The following is a 21,576-nucleotide window of genomic DNA, read 5'->3' as shown; positions in this document are numbered from 1 at the left end:
AGCTCCCTTTATGTAATGAACTAATCATAACCTGTTATTGTTGACAACATCATGGCAAGAATTTTGAAGTATACTAGATAAAAAAGAAAAGCTCGGAGGTTCTCATGCGCTTGCATCGTTTGATTGCTATTTTATTATTAGTGGAATCGAGAGGGAAAATGAAGGCTAATGAACTAGCTCAAGCCTTGGAGACCTCTGTACGTTCAATCTATAGAGATATTGATGTGCTAGCTGAAGCTGGAATTCCTTTGTTGTCTATGTCGGGGCCCAATGGTGGCATCTCCTTAATGGAGGGATACACAGTTAACCTGAAGCAGTTACATGGTGAAGATGTAATCAATCTATATTTAACAGGTATGGGCATCTATTCTGGGGGCCATTCTGAATCGGGTCTTAAGCTGAAAACGACGCTGTTGAAATTAGAAAAAACATTGCCCGCATCCTACCAACCTGACATTCAGAAAGCGCAAAAACGCTTTTATTTCGATGACACACCTTGGTGGACAGAACGAATAGAAATTCCCTGTCTGGAATCTATTCGGACAGCTGTTTGGCGATCTCAGAAACTACAGATTGCGTACCAAAAGGTTAGCGGAGAAATATCATGCAGGAAATTACAGCCCTATGGTCTTGTGGTGAAAAAAGAGGAATGGTATCTTATAGCCTACTGTGAAGAAGCTAAGCACATCCGCACATTTAAATGTGAGCGAATTGCCTCTACGCAGCTTGTGGAAGAAGAGTACTCTATACCTATGGATTTTTCATTAGAAGAGCACTGGAAGCGGCAGGGACAGGTTTTTAAGCAAGCTTGTAAAGAGGAAGAGGTCTATCCTGTTGTGATTAGAGCCGATAAGAGAACAAGGTCTTCTTTATCTCAGCTAGAGGTCATGGAAATGAGGGAAGAAGGGGATGCATTCATTTTAAAGGTGAATATGTTTGGTTATGAAAGTGCATGTGCTAATATCTGGAGCATAATAGGACATTCCGAAATCATTGAGCCCTTAGAGCTAAGGCAATATGTGAAAGGTCAGTTGAGTTTTCTGCAGGGAATATATGATTAACCGTTTTTTCTATGTAAAAGAGACCGTAGCTATTGCATATTCTGCAAAGATACGGTCCCGATTTTCTGATAAATGAATTAATTCATATAGTTAGTTAACATAATAATGATTATGTTAACTAAGGTGAGTATGATCCAGTAAATGACATATTTAATTAGATAAGTTATCCTTTTATTGCTCTAGTTTCAACACCAAGTGTTAATTTCTCTCTGGCAACAAGTCTTTTGTGCGCTACGAGAAGAAAAGGAAGACCAAAAGCTGTTGTTAAAGCCAACGGTACGAAGATCGCAAGGCCATTCTGAGCGCCATAATGGTCTAACAACACCCCGCCGAAGATAGGTGCCATAACACTCCCTAAATTATTAAAGCCAATCGTACCAAAGTACGTCCCTTTCATTTCAGGTTTGGCAATCCGATCGATCAACATATCCATCATCGTAAAGAGTAAGACTTCCCCTATAGTGAACAGAACTACACTGATCATTAATAGAGCCACACCACCAGCAAGCCCCACTAAGAGAAGACTAAGTGCAACGCAGATATTCCCAAGGATTAAAGGGACAATCGGCGGGAATTTACTTGCCGTTCGTACAATGGGGTACTGCACTACTAACACTGTTATAGCATTCAGTGACAACATATAGGAGAATAATTGCCCACCATTGGTGAAATGCGTATTCATCGCTAAATATTGAGCCATTGTTGAGCCGAAGTGACCGTATCCTAATACACAAAAGATGGTACCCAGGAGTACAGGTAGGAACACACGATCTTTACCGGTGATTGTCAAAGCTTCGAGTAAACGTGGTGCTTGAGCTTGTGTACGGGCGGGCATGCTTGAACGATGTGCCTTAAATTGCATGAATAATACAATTCCATATGCAACATATACGATTCCTGCGATTAGAAAAGGAAAAGTTGATTCCGCAGAGCCAAGCTGTAGCCCAATGATTGGACCAAATACTACACCAAGATTAATTGCTGCATATCTAAGATTAAAGACAAGCAGCTTACTCTCGGGTGGTGTAATATCGGACAAAAGTGCCCGTGAAGTAGGCTCGAATACAGATCGACATAAGCCGTTCAAGGTGTTCACCAGGAAAAATACCCATAGATGTTGAGCCACTGAGAATCCGAAGAAGACGGCTGCCCAGCCAAATACCGAGATTAACATGACGATTTTGCGGCCAACAATATCAGAAATATAACCGCCATAAAAACTGGCCAATACGCCTGCCAGCGAGCTAACCGCGACCGTAATCCCTGTTTGTGTCGGGGAAGCTCCGAGAACTTGGGTTAGATAGATGGATAAGAACGGGATGCTCATCGAGGTCACCAGACGTCCGAACATGGTGCCGATGATAATTGTCCAGGCTAGTGGGTGAATGTGCCTTAGATGCTGATTCATAATGATTACGATCTCCTAGTCTTATTGCTCTAATATTGTTGCTGCATATTCCTTGTTGATTTATGTATAATTATAATGATAAAAGGGGGAAGGAAAAGTGTAAGAATTACATTGACCATTTCACCTTTAAAGGAGTGAACCATTTGGACCAGATAAGTAATCATTTTTTATGTTTAGCAGCAGGCGTTACTAGTTCGTTCAAAGTGAATGAACCTGTTCCTGTGACGATAGATTTATTGGCTTCGATCCTGATTTGCACTCCACGTAATGTTAAATTCGTGCTGCGGAAACTGGAAGAGCAGGAATATATTCAATGGCAGCCGGGGAGAGGCAGGGGGCATATCTCTCAACTTACTTTTTTAAAAAGTATTGATGAGGTATTCGAGGATAGCTTTCAGGAGTTAGTTAGTAAAGGCAAGATAAAAGAAGCTATCGAATTGATGAGCAGCGATCAGGTGACCGGTCCCTTAAAGGAACGATTGTTAACGATGTTAAATAAACAGATGGGTTTCCGTAGTGAAGCAGAGTCAACCTCAGGGCTGGACGTCCTGCGGATTACCCGTAACCGGCATATGGAAGTACTGGACCCTGCTTATGTATACACCGCTTTTGAATCCTATTTGCTGGGTCAGATCTATAGCACACTAGTTACTTATGACGCAACGACCGATACCTTTCTTCCTGGTTTGGCCCATATGTGGGAAGCTAATGAGGGCCATACAAGTTATATTTTTTACCTCCGTAAGGGGGTGCGCTTTCATCACGGAAGAATCATGACCTCGAGAGATGTAAAAGAGACGCTACAACGGCTTATCGACTTGAACAGCCCTGCGGTTAGCCTTTATAAGGATATCGAACGAGTAGAGGTTGAAGGAGATCATCGAATCCGGTTTGTGTTGTCACGTCCAAATCTCTTTTTTCTGCATCTGTTCAGTTGTATTCACATGTCCATTCTCCCTTACGATATAGACATCACTAGTGAAGTAAGCGGTACAGGTCCCTACCGTTTATTGGATCTGAATGAGGATGTTTTGGTGCTCGCAGCTTTTGATTTTTATTTCGGAATTCGGCCGCTTCTGGATCGTGTTGAGATTTGGTATTTGCCAAAAGAGGCTTCTAATGAACGCCAATACCAGCTGCCAGATCCTGAACATGGGGAACTTTTACCTGATATCATCAGCAATCACAGTATAGATTACCCGGCCTTAGGCTGTAGATATATTCTGTTTAATTTTCATAGAGAGGGAATTCATCAGCAGCTATGGTTTCGCCAAGTCATCCGTATCCTTTACAGTCGAACGGCTTTAATAAAAGAATTGGGTGGCAATCGTATCACTCCAGCAGATAGCTTTTTGCCATGGGAGAGCAGTAAGAGAGAGCTTCTAGATCCAACTTTGGAACATGCCCGAGCGCTTTTAGCGGAAAATGGGTATCAGGGAGAAGTCATTACTTTAGCAACTAAGGATAAAAAAGAAGAACGAGAAGAAGCGTTATGGCTCCAAACACGCGCTGCCTCCGTAGGTTTGCAAATTGAGTTATATTTTTTCAATGAATTTAAGGCAGATCATATACAGACAACAGCCGAGATCCAGCTTGCTGAAGAGGTTTTAGAAGATGATTGGCAATGGGGAATGATTAACTACTTTAATAATAAATCTAATTATTTATTCTCTTTGCTTAGAAAGGACCAGATTTCATTGTTTTCGAAGGTATTAGGTCCTTTCACAGAATCTCCAAAGGATGAACGGGTGAAACTACTGAATCAAGCAGAGGAGATTCTTCGAGACAATTACTGGGTGCTACATGGCTGTCATATGAATAAAAAAGCTCAGCTAAATCAAAGCCTGTTTGGTCTGCACACCGGTTCCTTCGGGTTTCTGGACATCTCTAAGTTATGGATTAAAACTAGGCTTTAAGGTTTTCTTTTGTTATACTTTCCAGGGAGGCTGTATCGATAGAATCGAATGGCGCTCTAGATGGATCAGATTTATGAATAGTAATTTATTTGTAGCCATGGAGGTGAACTCGTTGGATTTTGCTCAGATCCGTATGGACCGAGACAAAAGAACGGTCGATACTTGACTCTTTTTTTGCCATTCGGACCTGTTTAGCGGATAAGCTAAGCGGTCTTTTTATTTGTTAAAAATTAGGTGAAAAAAGGGGAGACTTACATGCGTTTTCTATTCGTGGGTGCAGGAGCTATTGGTGGTTATTTTGGAGGACGTCTGGTTCAAAAAGGGGAAGATGTAACTTTTCTAGTCCGTTCTACTAAACAAAAGCAGTTAGAAGATGAGGGTCTGGCAATAAAAAGTGTGCATGGTGACTTTCAGACTCCCGTTAGGACGATTACATATGGGGAGAAGGCAGCGCATTTTGACTGTATTATTATTGCAGTGAAGGCCTATCATTTGCCTCAGGTGATGATGGATCTTACCCCTTTCGTCGGTGAACAGACTATGATTCTCCCGCTCCTTAATGGGTATAAACATTTTGGTATTTTGCAGCAGCATTTTGGAGCAGAAAAGGTACTGGGTGGTCTTTGTTATATCGAGACAACGTTAGGTTCTAATGGAGCTATCATACAAAGTAGTTCTTTTCATAGTATTGTGTTTGGTGAATGGGCGGGTGGGGAGTCAGAACGAACGCAGAAACTTCTCAGTCATTTGGATAAAGCAGGATTCACTGTGATACTAAGCTCTGATATTCAGCACGAAGTGTGGCAGAAATATATATTCGTAGCTAGTTTAAGCGGGATTACAACTTTAATGGATAGCTCGGTTGGACCCATTTTAGCCTCATCTACAGCGCGTACTATTTATGAACAGCTTCTGAATGAGATCGTGAGTATAGCGCAAAGTGCAGGTATGCCTGTTGGAGCAGATATGGTGACTGCCACGATGCAAAAGATGGATTCGGTACTACCCGAATTTACTTCCTCTATGCATAGGGATATGCTAAAACATCTGCCAGTGGAAGCTGAGCATCTGCATGGTGCACTTTTGGCGATGGCTGTATCTGGTCAAGTTGTGTATCCTATTCTCGAAACCGTATATGCCCGTTTGAAAGTATACGAAAGCGTTAATGATATGAGATGATCTGTATAAAATTACTTTAAGGAGCTGGACGATTATGAAGGAACTGAATCAAAAGATAATGACATTTCTAATGTTCGAAGGAAAGGCTGAAGAAGCTATGAATTTCTATACTTCTTTATTTGATCACTCCGAAATCATCAGTATTAAACGTTATGGGACAAATGAAGCAGGCCCTGAAGGGAGTGTCATGCAGGCTACTTTTTCATTACATGGACAAGTCTTTATGTGTATAGATAGCTACGTGAAGCATGGATTCACCTTTACTCCAGCGGTATCCTTATATGTGAATTGTGAAAGTGAAGCCGAAATTGACCGCGTCTATGCTGCATTATCCCAGGGTGGACAGGTGCTCATGCCACTAGGCGAATATCCATTCAGTTCGAAATTTGGCTGGGTAGCGGATCAATTTGGTGTGTCATGGCAATTAAATCTTTCGGGGAATGTGTAATCGATTGATGTGTTGCACGGTCAGATAATATTCTGTATCACAAGGGGCCGAGTTCGTCTGTAAAATGACGTACTCGGCCCCTTAGTGTTCAGGCAGCGGAAAGGTCTGAGGAATCTTCTGATTTTAAATTACGATTGCAGCCCGCTTATGACTAATGAAGAAATTCTCTCGGCGACTTCTTGTTGATTTATAGTATTATTCCCTGTCACCCATTGATAGACACCTTCATGGATCATTTGTGCGATGATCGGTACATAAAAGCTTTTCCCGTGATCTGGGTAGATATCTCCTAAAGCGTTAGATAAGTGAACCTTCAGCTCATTTATAATCTTCTCTTTCAATTGAGGGACAACCATCCCTATATAACTGCTGCGGCATTGTATGTTTGGTTGCTGATAGAAATCGAATACCGATAATACGAGTTGAGTGATGCCTTCTTGATCGAATTTAATTTCACCTTCAGTATGTTTTACAATAGCAGCGGATGCCGAATCACCCATAATATAATCCAATAATTCATATTTATCATTAAAGTGTGCATAGAACGTGGCTCGATTAACTTTAGCTCCCTTTGTTATATCGACGATTGTTATTTTCTCAAAATCCTTCAGGGAAACTAACCGTAAAAAGGAGTCAATTAAAGACTGTTTAGTCTGTGTCAGCCGAATATTGTTTACTTTAGTAGCCATTACTTCACTCCTACCCAACAATTTAGCAATCTTGTTGCTATAGCAACATTTGCAGGTTGATTGTTGATTGATACATTAAATTAGTAGCTGTATATTAGCAATTAAAGCAACAGCTGTTACTTTAATATATCATAGAAAAGGAGTTCATCAAAAATGAGAAATATTGTTATCGTGGGTGCAGGGCCTGGGTTAGGATTGTCTCTAGCTAAAAAATTCGGAGTTAATGGATTTAGGGTGGCTGTCATTTCACGCAATCCCGAGAAATTATCAATGATCATTAGTGAACTTAAGAAACTTAATATTGAAGCACAATCTTTTGTAGCGGATGTGACAGATTTAGCTGCTCTAAAACAAGTCTTTCAAGCGATAATAAAAGAGTTTGGTTCAATCGATGTACTAGAGTTCAGTCCGTATGCAGGGTGGGATAAATTCACTCATGTGCTGGAAACTACACCTCAAAGTGTGTTGGAACAAATAAACAGTTACTTGCTGCCCGCCGTTCTTTCGGTTAATGAAGTATTACCCGATATGATCCATAGAGGATCAGGAGCCATTCTTTTTACCACTGGTATTTCTGCTATGTTCCCTTTGCCTTTTGTAGGAAATGGCGGCATTGTTATGTCTGGTATACGAAATTATGCTACTGCGTTACACAATGAGTTAATAGATAAAGGAGTATTTGTCGGCCATCTTTCCATAGGGACAATGATACAAGCAGGAACAGCTGGTGATCCTGATGTTATTGCAGAGACTTGGTATAGCTTATATGAAAAGCAAGATAACTTTGAGGAAGTATTCCCTCTAGGATTGGATCCGACCCATCTTCCAAATTAAAAAACTAAATCTTATTTGATTAGCAAGTCGCCTTAATGGCGGCTTTTTATCCTATTAGAAGACATATCTCTCATCAGAGTGAAGCAGGATTGAAGGTCAGATGTGAATGGATTTAATTACATTGCTGAACAACGGTTGTGCGTTCATTAGTAATCGTGACTTTGGAATGACCTGATAAATATTCGGTATAACCGCACACGGTTTGTTCTTTAGACTGTCCGTTAGAGTTGGTATATCGAAGATATATAGCACCTTCACCATTTAAACTCAATTTTGGTTTGAATTTTTTCTTTTGTCCTGCTTTTATTGGACTTGTATACAATTTCTTTGAATCCGCACCAATTAATCCTACTTCGATAGAGCTAATATCAACATCAGATTGATTATCTACGATGACTGAGAAGCTTTTAAACGGACTCAGAAGATTTGATATCGTCCCTACACCAAGAGCAACTCCACAAGTAATCAGAAATATCGTAATCCCTATAAAAAATCGTTTTCTCATTCTTCAGTCCCCCTATATAAGTAAGACAGGGGTTACTTAAAAAATGTTACAACAAGGAGAAGTTAGTTATAAAAATTCATTACCAAATCAAGCGTGGACTTGCATGTTATTATAAATATATTCCATATTAATGATTTGAAAAGGGGTTTTGTATTGACTATTATCCGTCATTTTGAACAAGGTGACATGCCATTACTTGGTGAACTTTATAACTCAGTATCTTCAAAGGGGAATGTTGTTTTTTGGTGGGTTGGCACTGAGGAAAATTGGGAAAATGTATATTGCGCTTTCGAGGACGGTAAAATGGTGGCCAAAGGTCAAGTGAGCATCATCAATATTGTGCCACCCGGCCGTTCCAAGGATAGCAGACATTCGATCTACCTGAACTTAAAAACAATACCAGAACGTGAAGCCGATTATGATTTATTAGAAAAAGTTTATCAGTCACTCTTATTAAGAGCACTCGAATTAAAAGAAACGTTATCAAAGGATTACAAAACCACTCTATGTGTAGGGAACGATTCGGCAGAAGTCTTGAATACTCAATTTTTCGAAAAAGTGAAGGGCTTCTCTCATTATAATAGCTTATTTAAGATGAAACACAATCTAAGTGATGGCTTGTCTGAACCCACTCTGGCTAAGGAACTTGAATTCGCAACCTGGAATATGGAGACGCCTGAAGAAGACGAGCATTATTTGGAATTAGAAGCTGAGATTTGGCCGGAAACTCCGCTAGGGAAAGAACGGTTAGCTGAATTTAAACAAAATCCGCTCTGGACATCACTTGTTGTTCGAGAAGGGGAGAAGGTTGCGGGTAGCTTAATGGTCTGGCAGGAAGAGAAGGGTGGCTACATCGAAAATGTATTTGTACTTGAGCCATGGAGAAGATCCGGAATTGCTAAGTACATGCTTTTTCAAGCATTGAGCTATTTTAGAACCCACGGACTGGAAGAGGCATGTCTGATGGTGCTTACGGAAAATGATTCTGCATTACAGCTATATGAATCTGTCGGTTTCATTCTAACGAATGAGGAAAGACGCTATCGGATTGAACTATAAAAGTTTTTGTAAGTGAAGGATTACCAAGCAAAGTGCGATAGCTTTTTTGTCGAGCTTAGGTTCGAGGTTAAGGTCGCACTTTATTTGGTAACCCGTTCTGTGAATTATCTGCTAAATGCTTTCATGCCTTTTGCTTCCCATCACATTTTTTACATACGTTAAGCTTTTCACCTGAAATGCCTTTCCCGAAGTACAACAGCTTAATACGTGTGCTTCCACAGATCGGACATGTTCCTCTGGCCCGGGATGGAATGCGCCAAAGTGCTTTGCCGCGTTTGTTTTTAGACATGATTTGCCCCCACCTTTACTCTTAATACTCCATCTTATGACCAAGAGGAACTTAAAGTTCGAAGAGCGAAAAGAATAGAAAATCGGAAGAAAAAGGGCTAAAAATCACCCTCAAAAAACAGCGTATAACTTAAATTATACGCTGTTTTGATTTTAAGACATTTTTTTTAGGGGGGTGGGGCACTTGGACGAGTAAAACAGGTGGATTTTAAAGGAATATTTTATAAATATCGGATGTCGATATCTTTGAATCTTCCCGCTGACATTTTAGGCATTCTGAATTGCAGGGAACCTTGTTTATAAGTGCCTCTGCTCTGATCTGGAATGACGGGAACTGGCAACTGAATAATCTCGCTATGATCTTTTCCTAAACCTGTTAATTTAATTTGTGTGCGATTGATTTGTGCCCATATACTTTCGGGGTGAATTCCGTTCGGAATACGAATTTTGGTAATCAGGTGATTATGAGTGTCGATATGCTCAAAACTTAAACTTGTGGTTTCGTTCATAAATGAAGAGGAGGTCGCTGCAGTTGCTTCACGGATTACTTTTTCGACATACCCGTCAATTTGGTTAGGATCCAACTTCCACTGCTCTTCAAGAGCTTTCAAGGATAACTTTTTCTTAAAAAAGGGATCTTCATTCATCCAATCTAAAGGGTTCGTCTTATTGGGACTCATAGCTCTGCGCCTCCTACGGTTTTTATCCATTGTATGGGCGTTTGACTTATTCAGTGACATCTGGGCGAATATCTACATAGAATAGCTTATCATTCCGAAAGGAGGAGTGGTTTGGTGGTTTCAATCATCGGCAATATTAAAATCAATAGCGTAGGCCCCAGCTCCACAGTCTTAGTAGGAAATACGGCATCCGTTATCCTGAGCAGCAACTCTAAAATTTATGCCGGTGCCAACTCCTTCTCCATAGGTGACTCCATAGGTACGAATATAACGAATAATGCGGCCAGCAGTACAAATACGATGGATTCAGATGTGGTGGATCAAGTATCACCTCCTTAAGGGTGGGGTTTAAATGAACATTACGGTATATCAATGCATATCGATCTATAATCTAAAAATCGGCACTATCTCTAATTCCTCGGTACTTCAGATTGGTACATCGGGACGAATCAATACTTTGTCTCATAATTATGAGACCTCTGGAGCTCCATCATCGGCTCCAACAACTCCAGCGAAAAAAATGGGTTCACCCCTTGTATCCTTACCGCCAGCGGCGGAACTATATGCACATCTGAATTAGGCTCTTTGTCCCCGCATACAATAAACCATAGGAGGGGGTTGTATGCATCCGTATTACGCTCAGCAGGTTTTTAATACACTAAGATTGCAAGCGGAGAAGATTCAACAGTTAGAGAAGCAACTTCGCGATTTGCAAGGCGATGTAGACAGCATAAAGAACAATAAATCTGCAAGTATAGGACCTATCAATTATCATTTTGAACAATTAAAAATCGAAAAGCTGGAAGGCACTTTAAATATAGGCATTACACCGAATGAGGGAAACAATCTGGATGAAGCGATGATCAACGGTAAACCTATTGGGGAGCGGGAGGATGGTACAACTGCCTTATCGGATCAGATTCGCCCACAGATTTTGAAGTATGTGCAAGAAGAGGTTCCCTCGCAATTTTCACGTTTAGAAAAAGAGAAGAATTTAAGCATTGATGAGCAATATATCCAAATGGTGACTCAGGATCTGCTGAATCAAATGGATGGACGGATTAACGAGTATGTAAACCAACTCCCTGCCACAGAAGAAGGGCGTGGATACACTGATGAGGAATGCGCTTCTATTGTAGAGCAAATCAAACGAGATATCGTTATGGCAGTAGAGCGGCATTTGGAAATAAATATAACCGGAAGGCGGGAGACGAATGAAGATAACGGTGATCAATAGAGATATTAGTGTCAATGCAGTGAAAGTCGTTTCGATCTCGGGTTCATCAGTATTTTTAGTAGGGGATACTCAATCCATTCATTGCTCCTCAGCGTCTGACAGCGTAATAGAATATACTCAGAGCGCGCCAGATCAAGTCAAAAAAGGCAGTTAACTTATGCATACCTCACGCATACAAGATGTTTATATCAACAATCTGTCCGATAGTTCTATTTTTATATGTGGATCTGTAGACCGGGTTCAATCTAAATTCCTGGGAAGCAAGGAGAATTATCTTTTTAACATAAAGGAGATTAATAATCACACGAAAGAAACTACACTCATAGATATTCCTATCCCTGTATGGACAAACCAAGGGAATGAAGCGGATGAATTTGTGATATTAAAGGATTCCGCAGAATCAATGATTAATATACAATATATAAAAATTCTGTCGATTGGGTCTGGCACGACCTTCCAGATTGGAAACAGCGGGTCAGTTCATCTGGAGAGTCGAACCAGTGAGTTTAAACGAGAAGTGGCTGCAAAAGATGAGGAGTAACAACAACTATTTTAATTCTTTTGGCAGGGAAATCGCGAATATATCGTGCTCCGTCTGGATGTAGAGTATACCATTCGCACTAAATAGTGTGCCGTATTGTTGTGCTCCGGTCTTTACTTTGCCAAGCGCTTTGCCTGTTTCTGCATTTATGATATAGAAGTAGCCATTCTCATAGCCAGCGTAAATCCCCTTACCCAGAAATTGAACGCTAAGCGCGGGACTGTCCGGACCGTTGAAGCTTATAATGCGATTATCGTTCATTTGAACGCCAGTAATCTGTGCATCCTTTTGGAAAAAAGCCATGTTATTTACTGGACCAGCCACCCAATTTCCGTACTCCTCATAACTTTTGGGTTCACTCGCTGTTTCTTGACCTAAGGTAAAGCGGTATAGTGGATGACCACCCCATTGGTCTAAACCTCCATCGACTGTATATAGATACGAGCCTTGAAGTGATGTAAAATAATTACCGAGTCTACTGACATCTTCGAGCGGTTTGTAGTTCTTTTTGGTCTTCGCTTTTCCAGTTTTAACATCTACATGTATCAAGGTCAACTGATAGCCTTTAAGAGGCTCGTTAGAGGCATCATTTGCAGCATTGGCTTGTTCGCGGAGTAATAATTCACCATCCCGGTAAGCAACAAAGCTATATAATCCCTGAATTCTCCATAACTTCTTGCCTGTAGCCGGATCGAGACCGAAAAACTGTGTGCGTCTATTATCAACGGTACTGGATACTACCAATACCCCGTTATAAAGGCCGTCGATACTTCCTACATACATAGGGATGTCTTTATTCTCCCAGATCTTTTTACCAGTGACCGGATGATAAGCTGCAATTCCACCATGCTCGTTCCGGAAGTACAACACTCCGTTAACTAACTCCGCGAAAGCATCGATCTCAATCGGATCTTTGGCAGCCTTAACCTTCCAAAGCAATTTCCCCGTTTGAGCATTAACTTTTACAAGATAACCCTCATAAGTGATAAAGAAAACCGAGTTATTCGTTATAATCTCAGGATTTGTTCCGTTTTTGTAGGACCATTTAACTTTGCCTGTAGTGAGATCGGCGGCCTTTAGTGTCCCGCCTGATGAATAATAGAATAATCCATTTGCAATAGGAGCCAGTTGGCTATAAATTCCTTGACCATCTGCCTTGTCGTGCCATAAGGGTTTAATTGTGGTGATAGAGTCGACGGTTGTTGAAGAGGAGGCAGAGGTTGTTACTGCTGCTTGAGCACTAGACAAATATATACCAGCTCCAGATACGAGCAAGGAGGAAGATATAACGGTCTTTAGGATAAACGGTACATATTTCACGATTTTAGCTCCTTATACATCATTTATAATATATTGACGCAGGGAATGGATATTTGTTTCTCAATTGTAAAAATACACTTGTTAACATAATAAATATTATGTTAACAATAAAAGGCGAATCAGTTTCGCACAAGAATTCTTGTGGGAACCAATTCGCCTAGTAAAGGAATATGTCAATAGTTGATTTGTTTAGAAACCTTCACGAAGCCATGTTGTCGCTAACTTGATAGCTCCTTTTTTAGCATGAGTCTCGGCTAAAGGATTCAGCATGACAAAATCATGAATGATGCCTTGGAAGCGGACAGCCGTAACATTCACGCCAGCTTCCCGCAATTTGGCGGCATAAGCTTCACCCTCATCCCGTAGCACATCTGCTTCACCAGTAATGACCAGTGCATCTGGTAAATCCCGCAGCTGTTCTAGGCTAGCACGAAGAGGGGAGGCCGTGATTTGATTACGTTCCTTAGGGTCAGTAGTATATTGATCCCAGAACCATTTCATGCCGTCCCGCTGCAAGAAATAGCCTTCGGCGAACTCATGATAGGATTCAGTATCAAACGAGGCATCCGTTACCGGATAGAATAATAGTTGTTTCGCTATCTTCGGCCCACTCCGTTCTTTAGCCATTAGAGTAATAGCAGCGGCCATATTCCCACCAACACTGTCTCCGGCTATAGAAAGCTTGCTAGTATCTAATCCGTGCTCGCTTCCTTTTTCAGCTGTCCACTGGAGTACTGCATAGATTTCTTCAATAGCTGTAGGATATTTAGCTTCTGGGGAGAGGCTGTAATTTGGGAAAACAATTGCGGCCTCCGCTCCGACAGCTAGTTCACGGATCAGGCGATCATGGGTATGAGCATTCCCAAACACCCAGCCTGCGCCATGAATGTACAGGATAACAGGCAGCGACGCTGATGAGGAGCTTGGGGGACGAACGATTCTTATGGAAACATCACCGTTAGGTCCACCTGGCACCATTAGATCTTCAATATCAACTTCAGGTTTATATATCTCACTGGATTGTACGCTATCTACCGTTTCACGGCCTTTTTCTGGCCCAAGGTCAGGTAGAAAGGGAGGTTTCGCATTATCATCGGCAAATTTTTGAGCAGCTGGCTCAAGAATGATCTTAGTTTTGTTTGGCATGATTTATCGTCTCCTTTGACTGGTCATAGTCTAGTATACCCTCTTCATTCCATAACCATCTAAGCAGCTGCTGAAACGAATGCCAATTTAGGAGTAGTTAGAGATTTGACGCTATTTGCACATTTATCGCCTATTGAGCACGGTTTCGGACACCAGTACAACTATTCCTTAAGGAGAAGTTCAAACGCAGTTAGAGCCTTACAACACCTTTTGTTGTTCCTTATGCATTTCAGGACCAATCTCTTCAGTGACACGTATCCTCTGTTTACGCTTATTACGGATAATCCAAACGAATACCAAAGTAATGAGTAGCGGATAGCCTATCGCCCAGCCCGTAAAAGGAAACACAGCAGCTGTTGCTAAAAAAGAAATCCAGCTTATCGTCACACCTAAGCGACTTCCTTTGAGCAGACGTATTCCTGCAGCACAACCTCCGATATAAGTCAGGATAAAAGTAGCATTCGGAAACTGGATCAGAGTGGTGATGGAGAGGGACCCGCTGCCATACAGCGTCATCACCGATACAAAACAGAGCAGAAGAAAAGCTATGCCACCGATAGGGGTATGATACTGTTTGGATATTTTACCCATCCATTTCGGCGCAGAGCCTTGGCGGGATAAAGCATAAGCCACACGTGAGGCAGCTCCTGCATAGGCAATAATTGTGGCTGTACAGATGAACAGACCGGTAAGTCCAGCAATAAATCCTCCCCAGCGCCCAAGAGGCTGACTAATAATCCAGACGAGTGAAGTGCTTGATCCACCTTTGAGGTAGCTTTGTGTACCAACAGTTGCTAGTGCGGAGAGAAAATATAGAATCCCTACTATAATAGCGGCGATAGTTACTCCTTTAACGGCGGCACGCTGTGGGTCCTTGAACTCCTCAGATAGGTGTGAGACAGCCTCCCAGCCAATAAAACACCAGAATAAGATTGCAGCAGCCTGGCCAATGCTCATCCACCCATGTGGGATAAAGGGAGTGAAGTGTTCGACTTCCATACGGGGCAGTGCAGTAGCAAAGGAGAAGACCAGCACAGCAACAATCGCTATAACTACCGCTATTTGTACCTTTCCAGCTACCTGCATACCAATCCAGTTCGTAATCAGGCCAATGACCAACATAATAGCGGCAATAGTAATTCTTGCAGATTCGTCCCAGCCCATAGCGGCGGTCATATAACCAGCTCCAGTCAGTGCAGCAACAGGTGCGCCAATCGGAACGGACATCAGAAAAAACCATCCTACCAGTGAGCCAGCTTTTGGACCAAAAGCAAGCGTTACAAAATGGGACACGCCTCCAGCGTTAGGGAATTTAGCAGAGAGCAGACCCATTGATAAGGCCATCGGCAAAATCAGCAACGACATAAATCCCCACGCCAGTAATGAAGCGGGACCCGCCATTTCTGCAGCTAAACCAGGAACAATTAAGACCCCAGAACCCAACACAGCCCCGATGTAAAGGGCAATAGCCTGAGGCATGCCAATGTTTTTTTGTAAAGTGTTTGAACCGGATTCCTTCATGTTTTTTTATCCTGCTTTCCTTGTCTTTTGTTCTAGAGTAGCAGATAATAGATCCATTGGAAAAACAGAATTTTTGAATAGTATCCATTCGATATTCCGATGGTTCATTTTCATTTAGGGGGAAATTCATGGAGTCACGTCATCTTTTTACCTTTTTAGTGGTAGTGGAGACGGGCAGTTTTACTAGAGCAGCACAGAAGCTTGATTATGCACAATCCAGTATTACTGCACAAATCCAAGCACTAGAGTCTGAAATTGGTCAGCCATTATTTGATCGGATCAGTAAAAAGATTATCCTAACCGACGCAGGGCGTCGGTTGCTCCCGTTCGCTCAAGAAATATCCAGAATGCACACTTTAGCAGAGGACGCGTTACGTTCGGATAGTGAGCTTACGGGTTCTTTACGGATTGGGGCTCCTGAATCTCTCGCTGCTTTTCGCTTACCAGGTATTATTAAGGAGTTTCGCGCTAAATATCCGAAGGTGCAAATTCTTCTGAAGCCTGGAGCTTGCTGGGAACTATCAGATTTTGTCCGTTCGGGTGAACTGGATTTAGCGTTCTTGTTGCAACCTGAGACGGAAGATAAAGATTTAAATATAGAAACATTAGTACATGAGCCGATGACGCTGATCGCAGCGACAGATCATCCCTTATTAAACCTTGCTGAGGTAGAACCCCTTCATTTAAAAGGAGTGACCATACTTCATACCGAAACGGGCTGTTCCTACCGGACTTTATTTGAACGGCATTTGAACAGTTACGGTGTTTTTCCTGACCCCACGTTAGAGTTTTGGAGCATCGAGGCGATAAAGCAATGTGTGATGGCTGATCTTGGCATTGCCTTTCTTCCATTAATTACTGTAAAAAATGAACTCGCCGAAGGCAAACTTGCCAGGTTGAATTGGAATGATGAATCACAGCGTGTGGCGACGCAGATCGCCTATCATCATAAGAAATGGAAATCGCCCGTACTGACGGAGTTCTTACTTGCGATACAAAAACATGCTGAGCAATGGAGAAGTCTAATATAGATCAACGTTAACAAGGAGGCTCTAAGGCATGAATGAGTGGTGTGAAGACTACGAAGAAGGGCTGGAGGCCTTTCTCATCTGGATGAAGGATGCCGGGTACACTCCCTATACGCAAAAATCCTATTTAGTAGATGTGAAACAATTTTTAGACAGCCTGAATGGTAAAAAGCTTGAGACGGTGAAGAAGCTGCATGTCATTTCTTTTTTGACCTCTGTCCGCGAACGTGGAGTGAGTGATGCGACCCGTAACCGGAAGCATGCTGCGATTAACTGTTTTTTCAAGGCATTGATCGAGCTGGAATTACTTCAGAACAACCCGGCAGCCGGGATTAAGAAATCCAAAACGGAGATCAATCGTGAGCCGGTCTACTTAGATGAAAGTGATCTGGGTCGGTTTTTATCTTCTATAGATGGTAAATACAAAAAGCGCAATTTAGCAGTTTTTTTGTTGATGTCCTATATGGGGCTTCGGGTGGGGGAAGTCCACACACTGAATTTGAGTGATTATAATGTAGAAAGACATTCTCTCCGTGTGTTTGGGAAGGGGCGTAAATGGCGTAATGTGCCGGTTCCCGAGGATGTAGTGCCTTTTCTGGACTCTGCGTTAGCAGAAAGGTTAGATCCTTGGCGCAGTAAAGAGGAAGCGATGTTCATTTCACAAAAAGGACGCAGGTTGTCGATCCGCGGCATTCAGCAAATTGCAGCAGATACCTTTGATCGTTTCCAAAGGGATGTGCCAGCAGCACAGCGACGTCCGTATTCAAGTCATAAGCTCCGACATTCCTTTGCAACCATGCTGCTGAGAAAAGGGGCAGATCTGCGCACTGTACAGGAACTGCTTGGTCACTCCTCGATCCAGACTACAACCGTATACACACATATTACCAGTCGTGAGAAGGAAGAGGCTATGTCTAAATTGCAAATCCAGCTGTGATAGAAAAGAAAGAAACCTCCTCAGAAAATTGATAACAAAAAATAACTTGTTATTATAACGGTATTGATTTATTCTAACAGTTATTAAGAGTTTTTTATAGGAGGTCCTAATCGTGAAGGATGTATTTCTAAAAGGGATGACTTATGGCTGGGGATCAAAACGAGGCGAATACCGTACAGAATATGCAGAAGATTCGATGAGAAAGCTGGCGGAGACAGGAAGCGAATGGATCGCCTTATCTTTTTGGACATGGCAAGACACAGTGCATTCAACAGAAATTCATTATGATTACGGTTACACGGTGACAGATCGTGATCTCGCACATGCGGTACAACTGGCAAAACAGCTTGGTCTTAAAGTTTGTCTTAAACCGGTTGTGAATTCGAGGGATGGCATTTGGAGAGCTAGGATTGGATTTCCGGAAGAGGGAGAGATTTATTGGGCAGCATGGTTCCGTTCTTATACAAATTTCATTAAACACTATGCAGAGTTGGCGGAAGAGCTTGAATGTGAGATGTTCTGTATCGGCTGCGAAATGGTAGGCACAGAGTCTAGAACTACGGAATGGAGACAATTAATTCAAGAGGTCACCAATCTTTATACAGGGCCGATCATTTATAATGCTAATCATGGCAAAGAAGAAGGAATCGAGTGGCTGGATGAGGTGGATTTTATCGGAACCAGCGCTTATTATCCGGTAGCTTCCGTGCCGGGAGATTCTTATGAGAATATGCTGGCTGGTTGGGAGCGGCAGAAACCGCGGCTTAAGTCACTGTCTGAGCGATTTGGCAAGCCTCTCGTATTCATCGAGATTGGATGCCGAAGTGCGCATGGATGTGCCACCATGCCATGGGACTTTACATATACAGACTTACCGTATTCAGAAGATGAACAAGCCAACTTCTATCGGTCAGCGCTGGAAGCATTCTGGAATGAACCTTGGTTTGCCGGTTACTTCTGGTGGGACTGGAGCACGAAATTATATGCCTTGGAAGAGGCTTCCATTGACCGTGGTTTTGATATTTATGGCAAAAAAGCCGAACAAGTTCTCAAAGAATATTACAAGCAACCTATCACTAAATAAATTGATAAAAAAGATCCGGAATTTCAGGTGAGCCTGGCCTGCTAAAGGATCTTTTTGTCATTGGCAGGCTAAGTTAATTCGTGTTATATTAAAAACCGTCCTTTTCATAGTGGAGGCAACGCTCCACATATAAAAAGGACGGTTTCTTGTGTCTTTTGTAGTCAAAAAGGGCTGTTTCCAGCCATATTCGCTTACAATTCTAGCTTAGCTATTTCTGCTTTTAGCTTCTCAGCGGATTTCTGGAATAAAGCCTGTTCGGTTTCATTGAGTGGGAGGTCCAGTACCTGTCGAACACCCGAGCGATCTACTACGCAAGGTGCACCGAGATAGACATCCGAAACCCCGTTATAGTTATTTAATAAAGTAGAAACATTCAACACGGCGCCTTCATTATGAAGAATGGAGACTACAATTCGGTCCAGTGCAAGAGCTATTGCATAAGAGGTTGAGCCTTTGGCATCAATAATTTCATAGGCTGCATTCTTGGTATCTTGGAAGATTTCTTCGCGTTCTGCTTCGTCAAAACCAAGATCAATCCCAGCTACATTCGCAAGACTCCAAACCGGAAGCTCTGAATCTCCATGTTCACCGATGATCTGTCCGTGAATACTGCGAGGATCGATTTCTTTGTGAAGACCGATCAAATAACGAAAACGAGCACTATCAAGTACCGTACCAGAACCAATTACACGTCTGCGGTCAAACCCACTTATTTTCAAAGTCGCGTAAGACAGAATATCTACAGGGTTAGTTGCAATAAGTAGAATGGCATGTTGGTTATACTTTGTTATTTTTTCAATGATATCTTTAAAAATCGAAATATTTTTACGAAGCAGATCTATCCGGGTTTCTCCCGGTTTTTGTGATGCACCGGCAGTGACTATAATGATATCTGCTTCACGGCAGTCTTCATAAGTACCAGCCCATAACTTCACACCGCCGACAAAAGGCATGCCGTGATTCATATCCAGTGCTTCGCCAAGTGCTTTCTGATGATTAACGTCAATAAGTACGAGTTCGGGCATACGTCTACGTAACAATAATGTATAGGCTGTAGTTGTACCAACTGCTCCAGTACCGATAACTACGACCCGATTGGGTTTTGGGGGGGCCATGTCTCCATCTCCTTAATATTTCAAATTTTTGGTTTCAATCTTGTCCATCATAATCGTTAACGGTAGTGTTTTCAAGCTGATCTTATTTAATGCATTACCCTAATTAAGGCCATACTAAAATGTGATTTTTATTTCATTATCTTAGCAAGACTAGACAGGAGAGAATGTAAGGATGGATTTATTTCGTAAAAAGGCTCTACACATACCCACAAGTTCTGAAGGGACGCAGTTAAACAAGACGTTGGGTGCCCTGGATCTAACAATGCTTGGGGTAGGAGCCATTATCGGCACAGGTATTTTTGTAATGACAGGAGTTGCCGCAGCAGAACATGCAGGTCCTGGTCTTATAATTTCTTTTTTACTAGCGGCGTTTGCCTGTGTGCTCTCGGCATTATGTTATTCGGAATTTGCTTCGACCATTCCTGTTTCCGGGAGTGCTTATGCTTATAGTTATGTAGCCTTTGGAGAACTATTAGCTTGGATCTTAGGCTGGGATCTTGTCTTGGAATACGGAGTTGCCGCAGCGGCTGTAAGCAGTGGCTGGTCAGGGTATTTTCAGGGGTTATTAGAGGGCTTTGGGATACATCTCCCAACCGCACTATCGGGGGCTTATAATGCACAAGCGGGTACAATAATAAATCTGCCTGCAGTAATCATCATTTTGTTAATTTCCTATTTACTGACTCGGGGAACCAAAGAAACGGCACGCTTTAACGCAATCATGGTTTTTATCAAAATAGCAGTGGTGCTTCTATTTATCGTAACAGGATTTTTCTATGTGAAGCCAGAGAACTGGACTCCGTTTCTCCCTTTTGGGTACCATGGCGTGATCAATGGCGCGGCCACAGTGTTTTTTGCCTACATAGGTTTTGATGCGCTAGCAACCGCTGCTGAAGAGGTGAAAAGACCCCAACGCGATTTGCCGATTGGAATTATTTCATCCCTTGCTATCTGTACTGTCTTGTACGTTCTTGTCTCACTCGTATTAACGGGTATTGTTCCATATACTGATCTCAATGTTAGTGATCCTGTATCTTATGCGCTTCGCTTTGTAAATCAGGATATGATTGCCGGTCTGATCTCTGTTGGAGCCATTGCGGGAATGACTACGGTACTGCTCGTGATGTTATTCGGTCAAACTCGGCTGTTATTTGCCATCTCACGTGATGGCCTACTGCCCATAAGTTTATCTAAGATTAATGCTAAAACACAGGTACCTGTACGAAGCACATGGATGGTAGGTATCTTAATAGCTGTGTTAACGGGTTTCATCCCACTGGACCGGTTGGCAAATCTGACAAGCATAGGAACATTGTTTGCCTTTTTTGTAGTGTCTTTAGGGGTAATCGCGCTTAGATATATTCATCCGGATTTAAAAAGAGGGTTCAGAGTTCCTTGGGTACCTTTCATTCCGCTGTTAAGTGCGGCAACTTGTGGTATTTTGATGTATAATCTAGGAAGTGAGACTTGGATTGGTTTTCTAATTTGGACAGTTGTTGGACTTCTAATCTATGCACTATATGGCTATCGTAATAGTAATTTGAATCATAAATAAGATTCAATCCATCCGAGAGGAGAGA

Annotated in this window: 24 protein-coding genes; 15 read left to right on the top strand and 9 right to left on the bottom strand. The window is 42.0% G+C overall.

The window, feature by feature from the left end; all coding sequences use genetic code 11:
- The first annotated feature begins 104 nt into the window (after positions 1–104).
- Positions 105–1,061: a WYL domain-containing protein gene (locus tag NST25_RS16470; RefSeq protein WP_339187239.1), complete on the top strand. Its 957-nt coding sequence runs from the start codon at positions 105–107 to the stop codon at positions 1,059–1,061.
- Positions 1,062–1,224: 163 nt separating this feature from the next.
- On the opposite strand, the gene NST25_RS16465 is transcribed toward NST25_RS16470, so the two are convergent.
- The gene (locus NST25_RS16465) at positions 1,225–2,469 is read right to left on the bottom strand and encodes an MFS transporter (RefSeq protein ID WP_076126732.1); all 1,245 of its coding nucleotides are present in this window, start codon (positions 2,467–2,469) and stop codon (positions 1,225–1,227) included.
- A 143-nt stretch (positions 2,470–2,612) separates the two neighbouring features.
- On the opposite strand from NST25_RS16465, the gene NST25_RS16460 reads away from it, so the two are divergent.
- The 3 genes from NST25_RS16460 (at position 2,613) to NST25_RS16450 (ending at position 6,012) form a co-directional block, all read left to right on the top strand.
- Positions 2,613–4,385, top strand: a complete 1,773-nt coding sequence (locus NST25_RS16460; RefSeq protein WP_248548704.1) for an ABC transporter substrate-binding protein — start codon at positions 2,613–2,615, stop codon at positions 4,383–4,385.
- Positions 4,386–4,640: 255 nt separating this feature from the next.
- A complete protein-coding gene (locus NST25_RS16455; protein ID WP_339187236.1) occupies positions 4,641–5,564 on the top strand; it encodes a ketopantoate reductase family protein in 924 nt (307 codons plus the stop codon).
- Between the two features lie 34 nt (positions 5,565–5,598).
- Positions 5,599–6,012, top strand: coding sequence for a VOC family protein (locus NST25_RS16450; protein ID WP_076126726.1), 414 nt, complete (start codon positions 5,599–5,601; stop codon positions 6,010–6,012).
- A gap of 128 nt (positions 6,013–6,140) precedes the next feature.
- Here NST25_RS16450 and NST25_RS16445 read toward each other — a convergent pair whose 3' ends face one another.
- A complete protein-coding gene (locus NST25_RS16445) occupies positions 6,141–6,701 on the bottom strand; it encodes a TetR/AcrR family transcriptional regulator (protein ID WP_339168062.1) in 561 nt (186 codons plus the stop codon).
- 153 nt (positions 6,702–6,854) lie between these two features.
- Between NST25_RS16445 and NST25_RS16440 the strand changes: the two genes are divergently transcribed.
- The gene (locus NST25_RS16440) at positions 6,855–7,535 is read left to right on the top strand and encodes an SDR family NAD(P)-dependent oxidoreductase (RefSeq protein WP_076306019.1); all 681 of its coding nucleotides are present in this window, start codon (positions 6,855–6,857) and stop codon (positions 7,533–7,535) included.
- A 112-nt stretch (positions 7,536–7,647) separates the two neighbouring features.
- On the opposite strand, the gene NST25_RS16435 is transcribed toward NST25_RS16440, so the two are convergent.
- Positions 7,648–8,040 carry a hypothetical protein gene (locus tag NST25_RS16435; RefSeq protein ID WP_339187231.1) on the bottom strand — a complete coding sequence of 131 codons (393 nt, stop codon included), beginning with the start codon at positions 8,038–8,040 and terminating at the stop codon, positions 7,648–7,650.
- A gap of 186 nt (positions 8,041–8,226) precedes the next feature.
- On the opposite strand from NST25_RS16435, the gene NST25_RS16430 reads away from it, so the two are divergent.
- Positions 8,227–9,099, top strand: coding sequence for a GNAT family N-acetyltransferase (locus NST25_RS16430; protein ID WP_339191217.1), 873 nt, complete (start codon positions 8,227–8,229; stop codon positions 9,097–9,099).
- A 121-nt stretch (positions 9,100–9,220) separates the two neighbouring features.
- Here NST25_RS16430 and NST25_RS16425 read toward each other — a convergent pair whose 3' ends face one another.
- The gene (locus NST25_RS16425) at positions 9,221–9,388 is read right to left on the bottom strand and encodes a hypothetical protein (protein WP_169744777.1); all 168 of its coding nucleotides are present in this window, start codon (positions 9,386–9,388) and stop codon (positions 9,221–9,223) included.
- Between the two features lie 220 nt (positions 9,389–9,608).
- Positions 9,609–10,067 carry an Hsp20/alpha crystallin family protein gene (locus tag NST25_RS16420; protein ID WP_076126722.1) on the bottom strand — a complete coding sequence of 153 codons (459 nt, stop codon included), beginning with the start codon at positions 10,065–10,067 and terminating at the stop codon, positions 9,609–9,611.
- 114 nt (positions 10,068–10,181) lie between these two features.
- Between NST25_RS16420 and NST25_RS16415 the strand changes: the two genes are divergently transcribed.
- The 5 genes from NST25_RS16415 to NST25_RS16395 are packed head-to-tail and all read left to right on the top strand — an operon-like array spanning position 10,182 to position 11,845.
- Entirely contained in the window at positions 10,182–10,406 is a 225-nt protein-coding gene (locus NST25_RS16415) for a spore germination protein (RefSeq protein ID WP_036687577.1), read from the top strand.
- Positions 10,407–10,419: 13 nt separating this feature from the next.
- Positions 10,420–10,647, top strand: a complete 228-nt coding sequence (locus NST25_RS16410; protein ID WP_076308316.1) for a spore germination protein GerPB — start codon at positions 10,420–10,422, stop codon at positions 10,645–10,647.
- 42 nt (positions 10,648–10,689) lie between these two features.
- Positions 10,690–11,304: a spore germination protein GerPC gene (gene gerPC / locus NST25_RS16405; protein ID WP_076126719.1), complete on the top strand. Its 615-nt coding sequence runs from the start codon at positions 10,690–10,692 to the stop codon at positions 11,302–11,304.
- Positions 11,282–11,458 carry a spore gernimation protein GerPD gene (locus NST25_RS16400; protein ID WP_143765011.1) on the top strand — a complete coding sequence of 59 codons (177 nt, stop codon included), beginning with the start codon at positions 11,282–11,284 and terminating at the stop codon, positions 11,456–11,458. Before gerPC ends, NST25_RS16400 begins: the two co-directional genes overlap by 23 nt.
- Before the next feature lie 3 nt (positions 11,459–11,461).
- Positions 11,462–11,845, top strand: coding sequence for a spore germination protein GerPE (locus tag NST25_RS16395; protein WP_076308315.1), 384 nt, complete (start codon positions 11,462–11,464; stop codon positions 11,843–11,845).
- Between the two features lie 6 nt (positions 11,846–11,851).
- Here NST25_RS16395 and NST25_RS16390 read toward each other — a convergent pair whose 3' ends face one another.
- From NST25_RS16390 to NST25_RS16380, 3 genes are all read right to left on the bottom strand, one after another.
- Positions 11,852–13,165 carry a PQQ-binding-like beta-propeller repeat protein gene (locus tag NST25_RS16390; protein ID WP_339187225.1) on the bottom strand — a complete coding sequence of 438 codons (1,314 nt, stop codon included), beginning with the start codon at positions 13,163–13,165 and terminating at the stop codon, positions 11,852–11,854.
- Positions 13,166–13,354: 189 nt separating this feature from the next.
- Positions 13,355–14,311, bottom strand: a complete 957-nt coding sequence (locus NST25_RS16385) for an alpha/beta hydrolase (RefSeq protein WP_076308313.1) — start codon at positions 14,309–14,311, stop codon at positions 13,355–13,357.
- 198 nt (positions 14,312–14,509) lie between these two features.
- Positions 14,510–15,832, bottom strand: a complete 1,323-nt coding sequence (locus tag NST25_RS16380) for an amino acid permease (protein ID WP_076184385.1) — start codon at positions 15,830–15,832, stop codon at positions 14,510–14,512.
- 128 nt (positions 15,833–15,960) lie between these two features.
- Here NST25_RS16380 and NST25_RS16375 point away from each other — a divergent pair, with 128 nt between their 5' ends.
- The 3 genes from NST25_RS16375 to NST25_RS16365 all read left to right on the top strand — a co-directional run bounded on the left by NST25_RS16375 (position 15,961) and on the right by NST25_RS16365 (position 18,881).
- On the top strand, positions 15,961–16,863 hold the full coding sequence (locus tag NST25_RS16375) for a LysR family transcriptional regulator (RefSeq protein WP_076126709.1): 903 nt from the start codon (positions 15,961–15,963) through the stop codon (positions 16,861–16,863).
- Positions 16,864–16,891: 28 nt separating this feature from the next.
- Positions 16,892–17,797 (top strand): tyrosine-type recombinase/integrase, encoded by a 906-nt coding sequence (locus NST25_RS16370; protein ID WP_076106781.1) that lies wholly within the window; start codon positions 16,892–16,894, stop codon positions 17,795–17,797.
- 112 nt (positions 17,798–17,909) lie between these two features.
- Positions 17,910–18,881, top strand: coding sequence for a glycosyl hydrolase family 53 (locus NST25_RS16365; RefSeq protein WP_339187217.1), 972 nt, complete (start codon positions 17,910–17,912; stop codon positions 18,879–18,881).
- A gap of 191 nt (positions 18,882–19,072) precedes the next feature.
- Here the strand turns inward: NST25_RS16365 and NST25_RS16360 are convergent, their stop codons facing one another.
- Positions 19,073–19,996, bottom strand: a complete 924-nt coding sequence (locus tag NST25_RS16360) for an L-lactate dehydrogenase (protein ID WP_036687562.1) — start codon at positions 19,994–19,996, stop codon at positions 19,073–19,075.
- A 172-nt stretch (positions 19,997–20,168) separates the two neighbouring features.
- Here NST25_RS16360 and NST25_RS16355 point away from each other — a divergent pair, with 172 nt between their 5' ends.
- Positions 20,169–21,551, top strand: a complete 1,383-nt coding sequence (locus tag NST25_RS16355; protein WP_076302576.1) for an amino acid permease — start codon at positions 20,169–20,171, stop codon at positions 21,549–21,551.
- The last annotated feature ends 25 nt before the right edge of the window (positions 21,552–21,576 follow it).

Origin of the sequence: Paenibacillus sp. FSL E2-0190, assembly GCF_037992965.1 — a bacterium.
In the GTDB taxonomy this organism is placed as follows: Bacteria; Bacillota; Bacilli; order Paenibacillales; family Paenibacillaceae; genus Paenibacillus_AQ; species Paenibacillus_AQ odorifer.
Note: the sequence above shows the minus strand (reverse complement) of the source record. Positions and strands in the feature narration are given on the sequence as shown.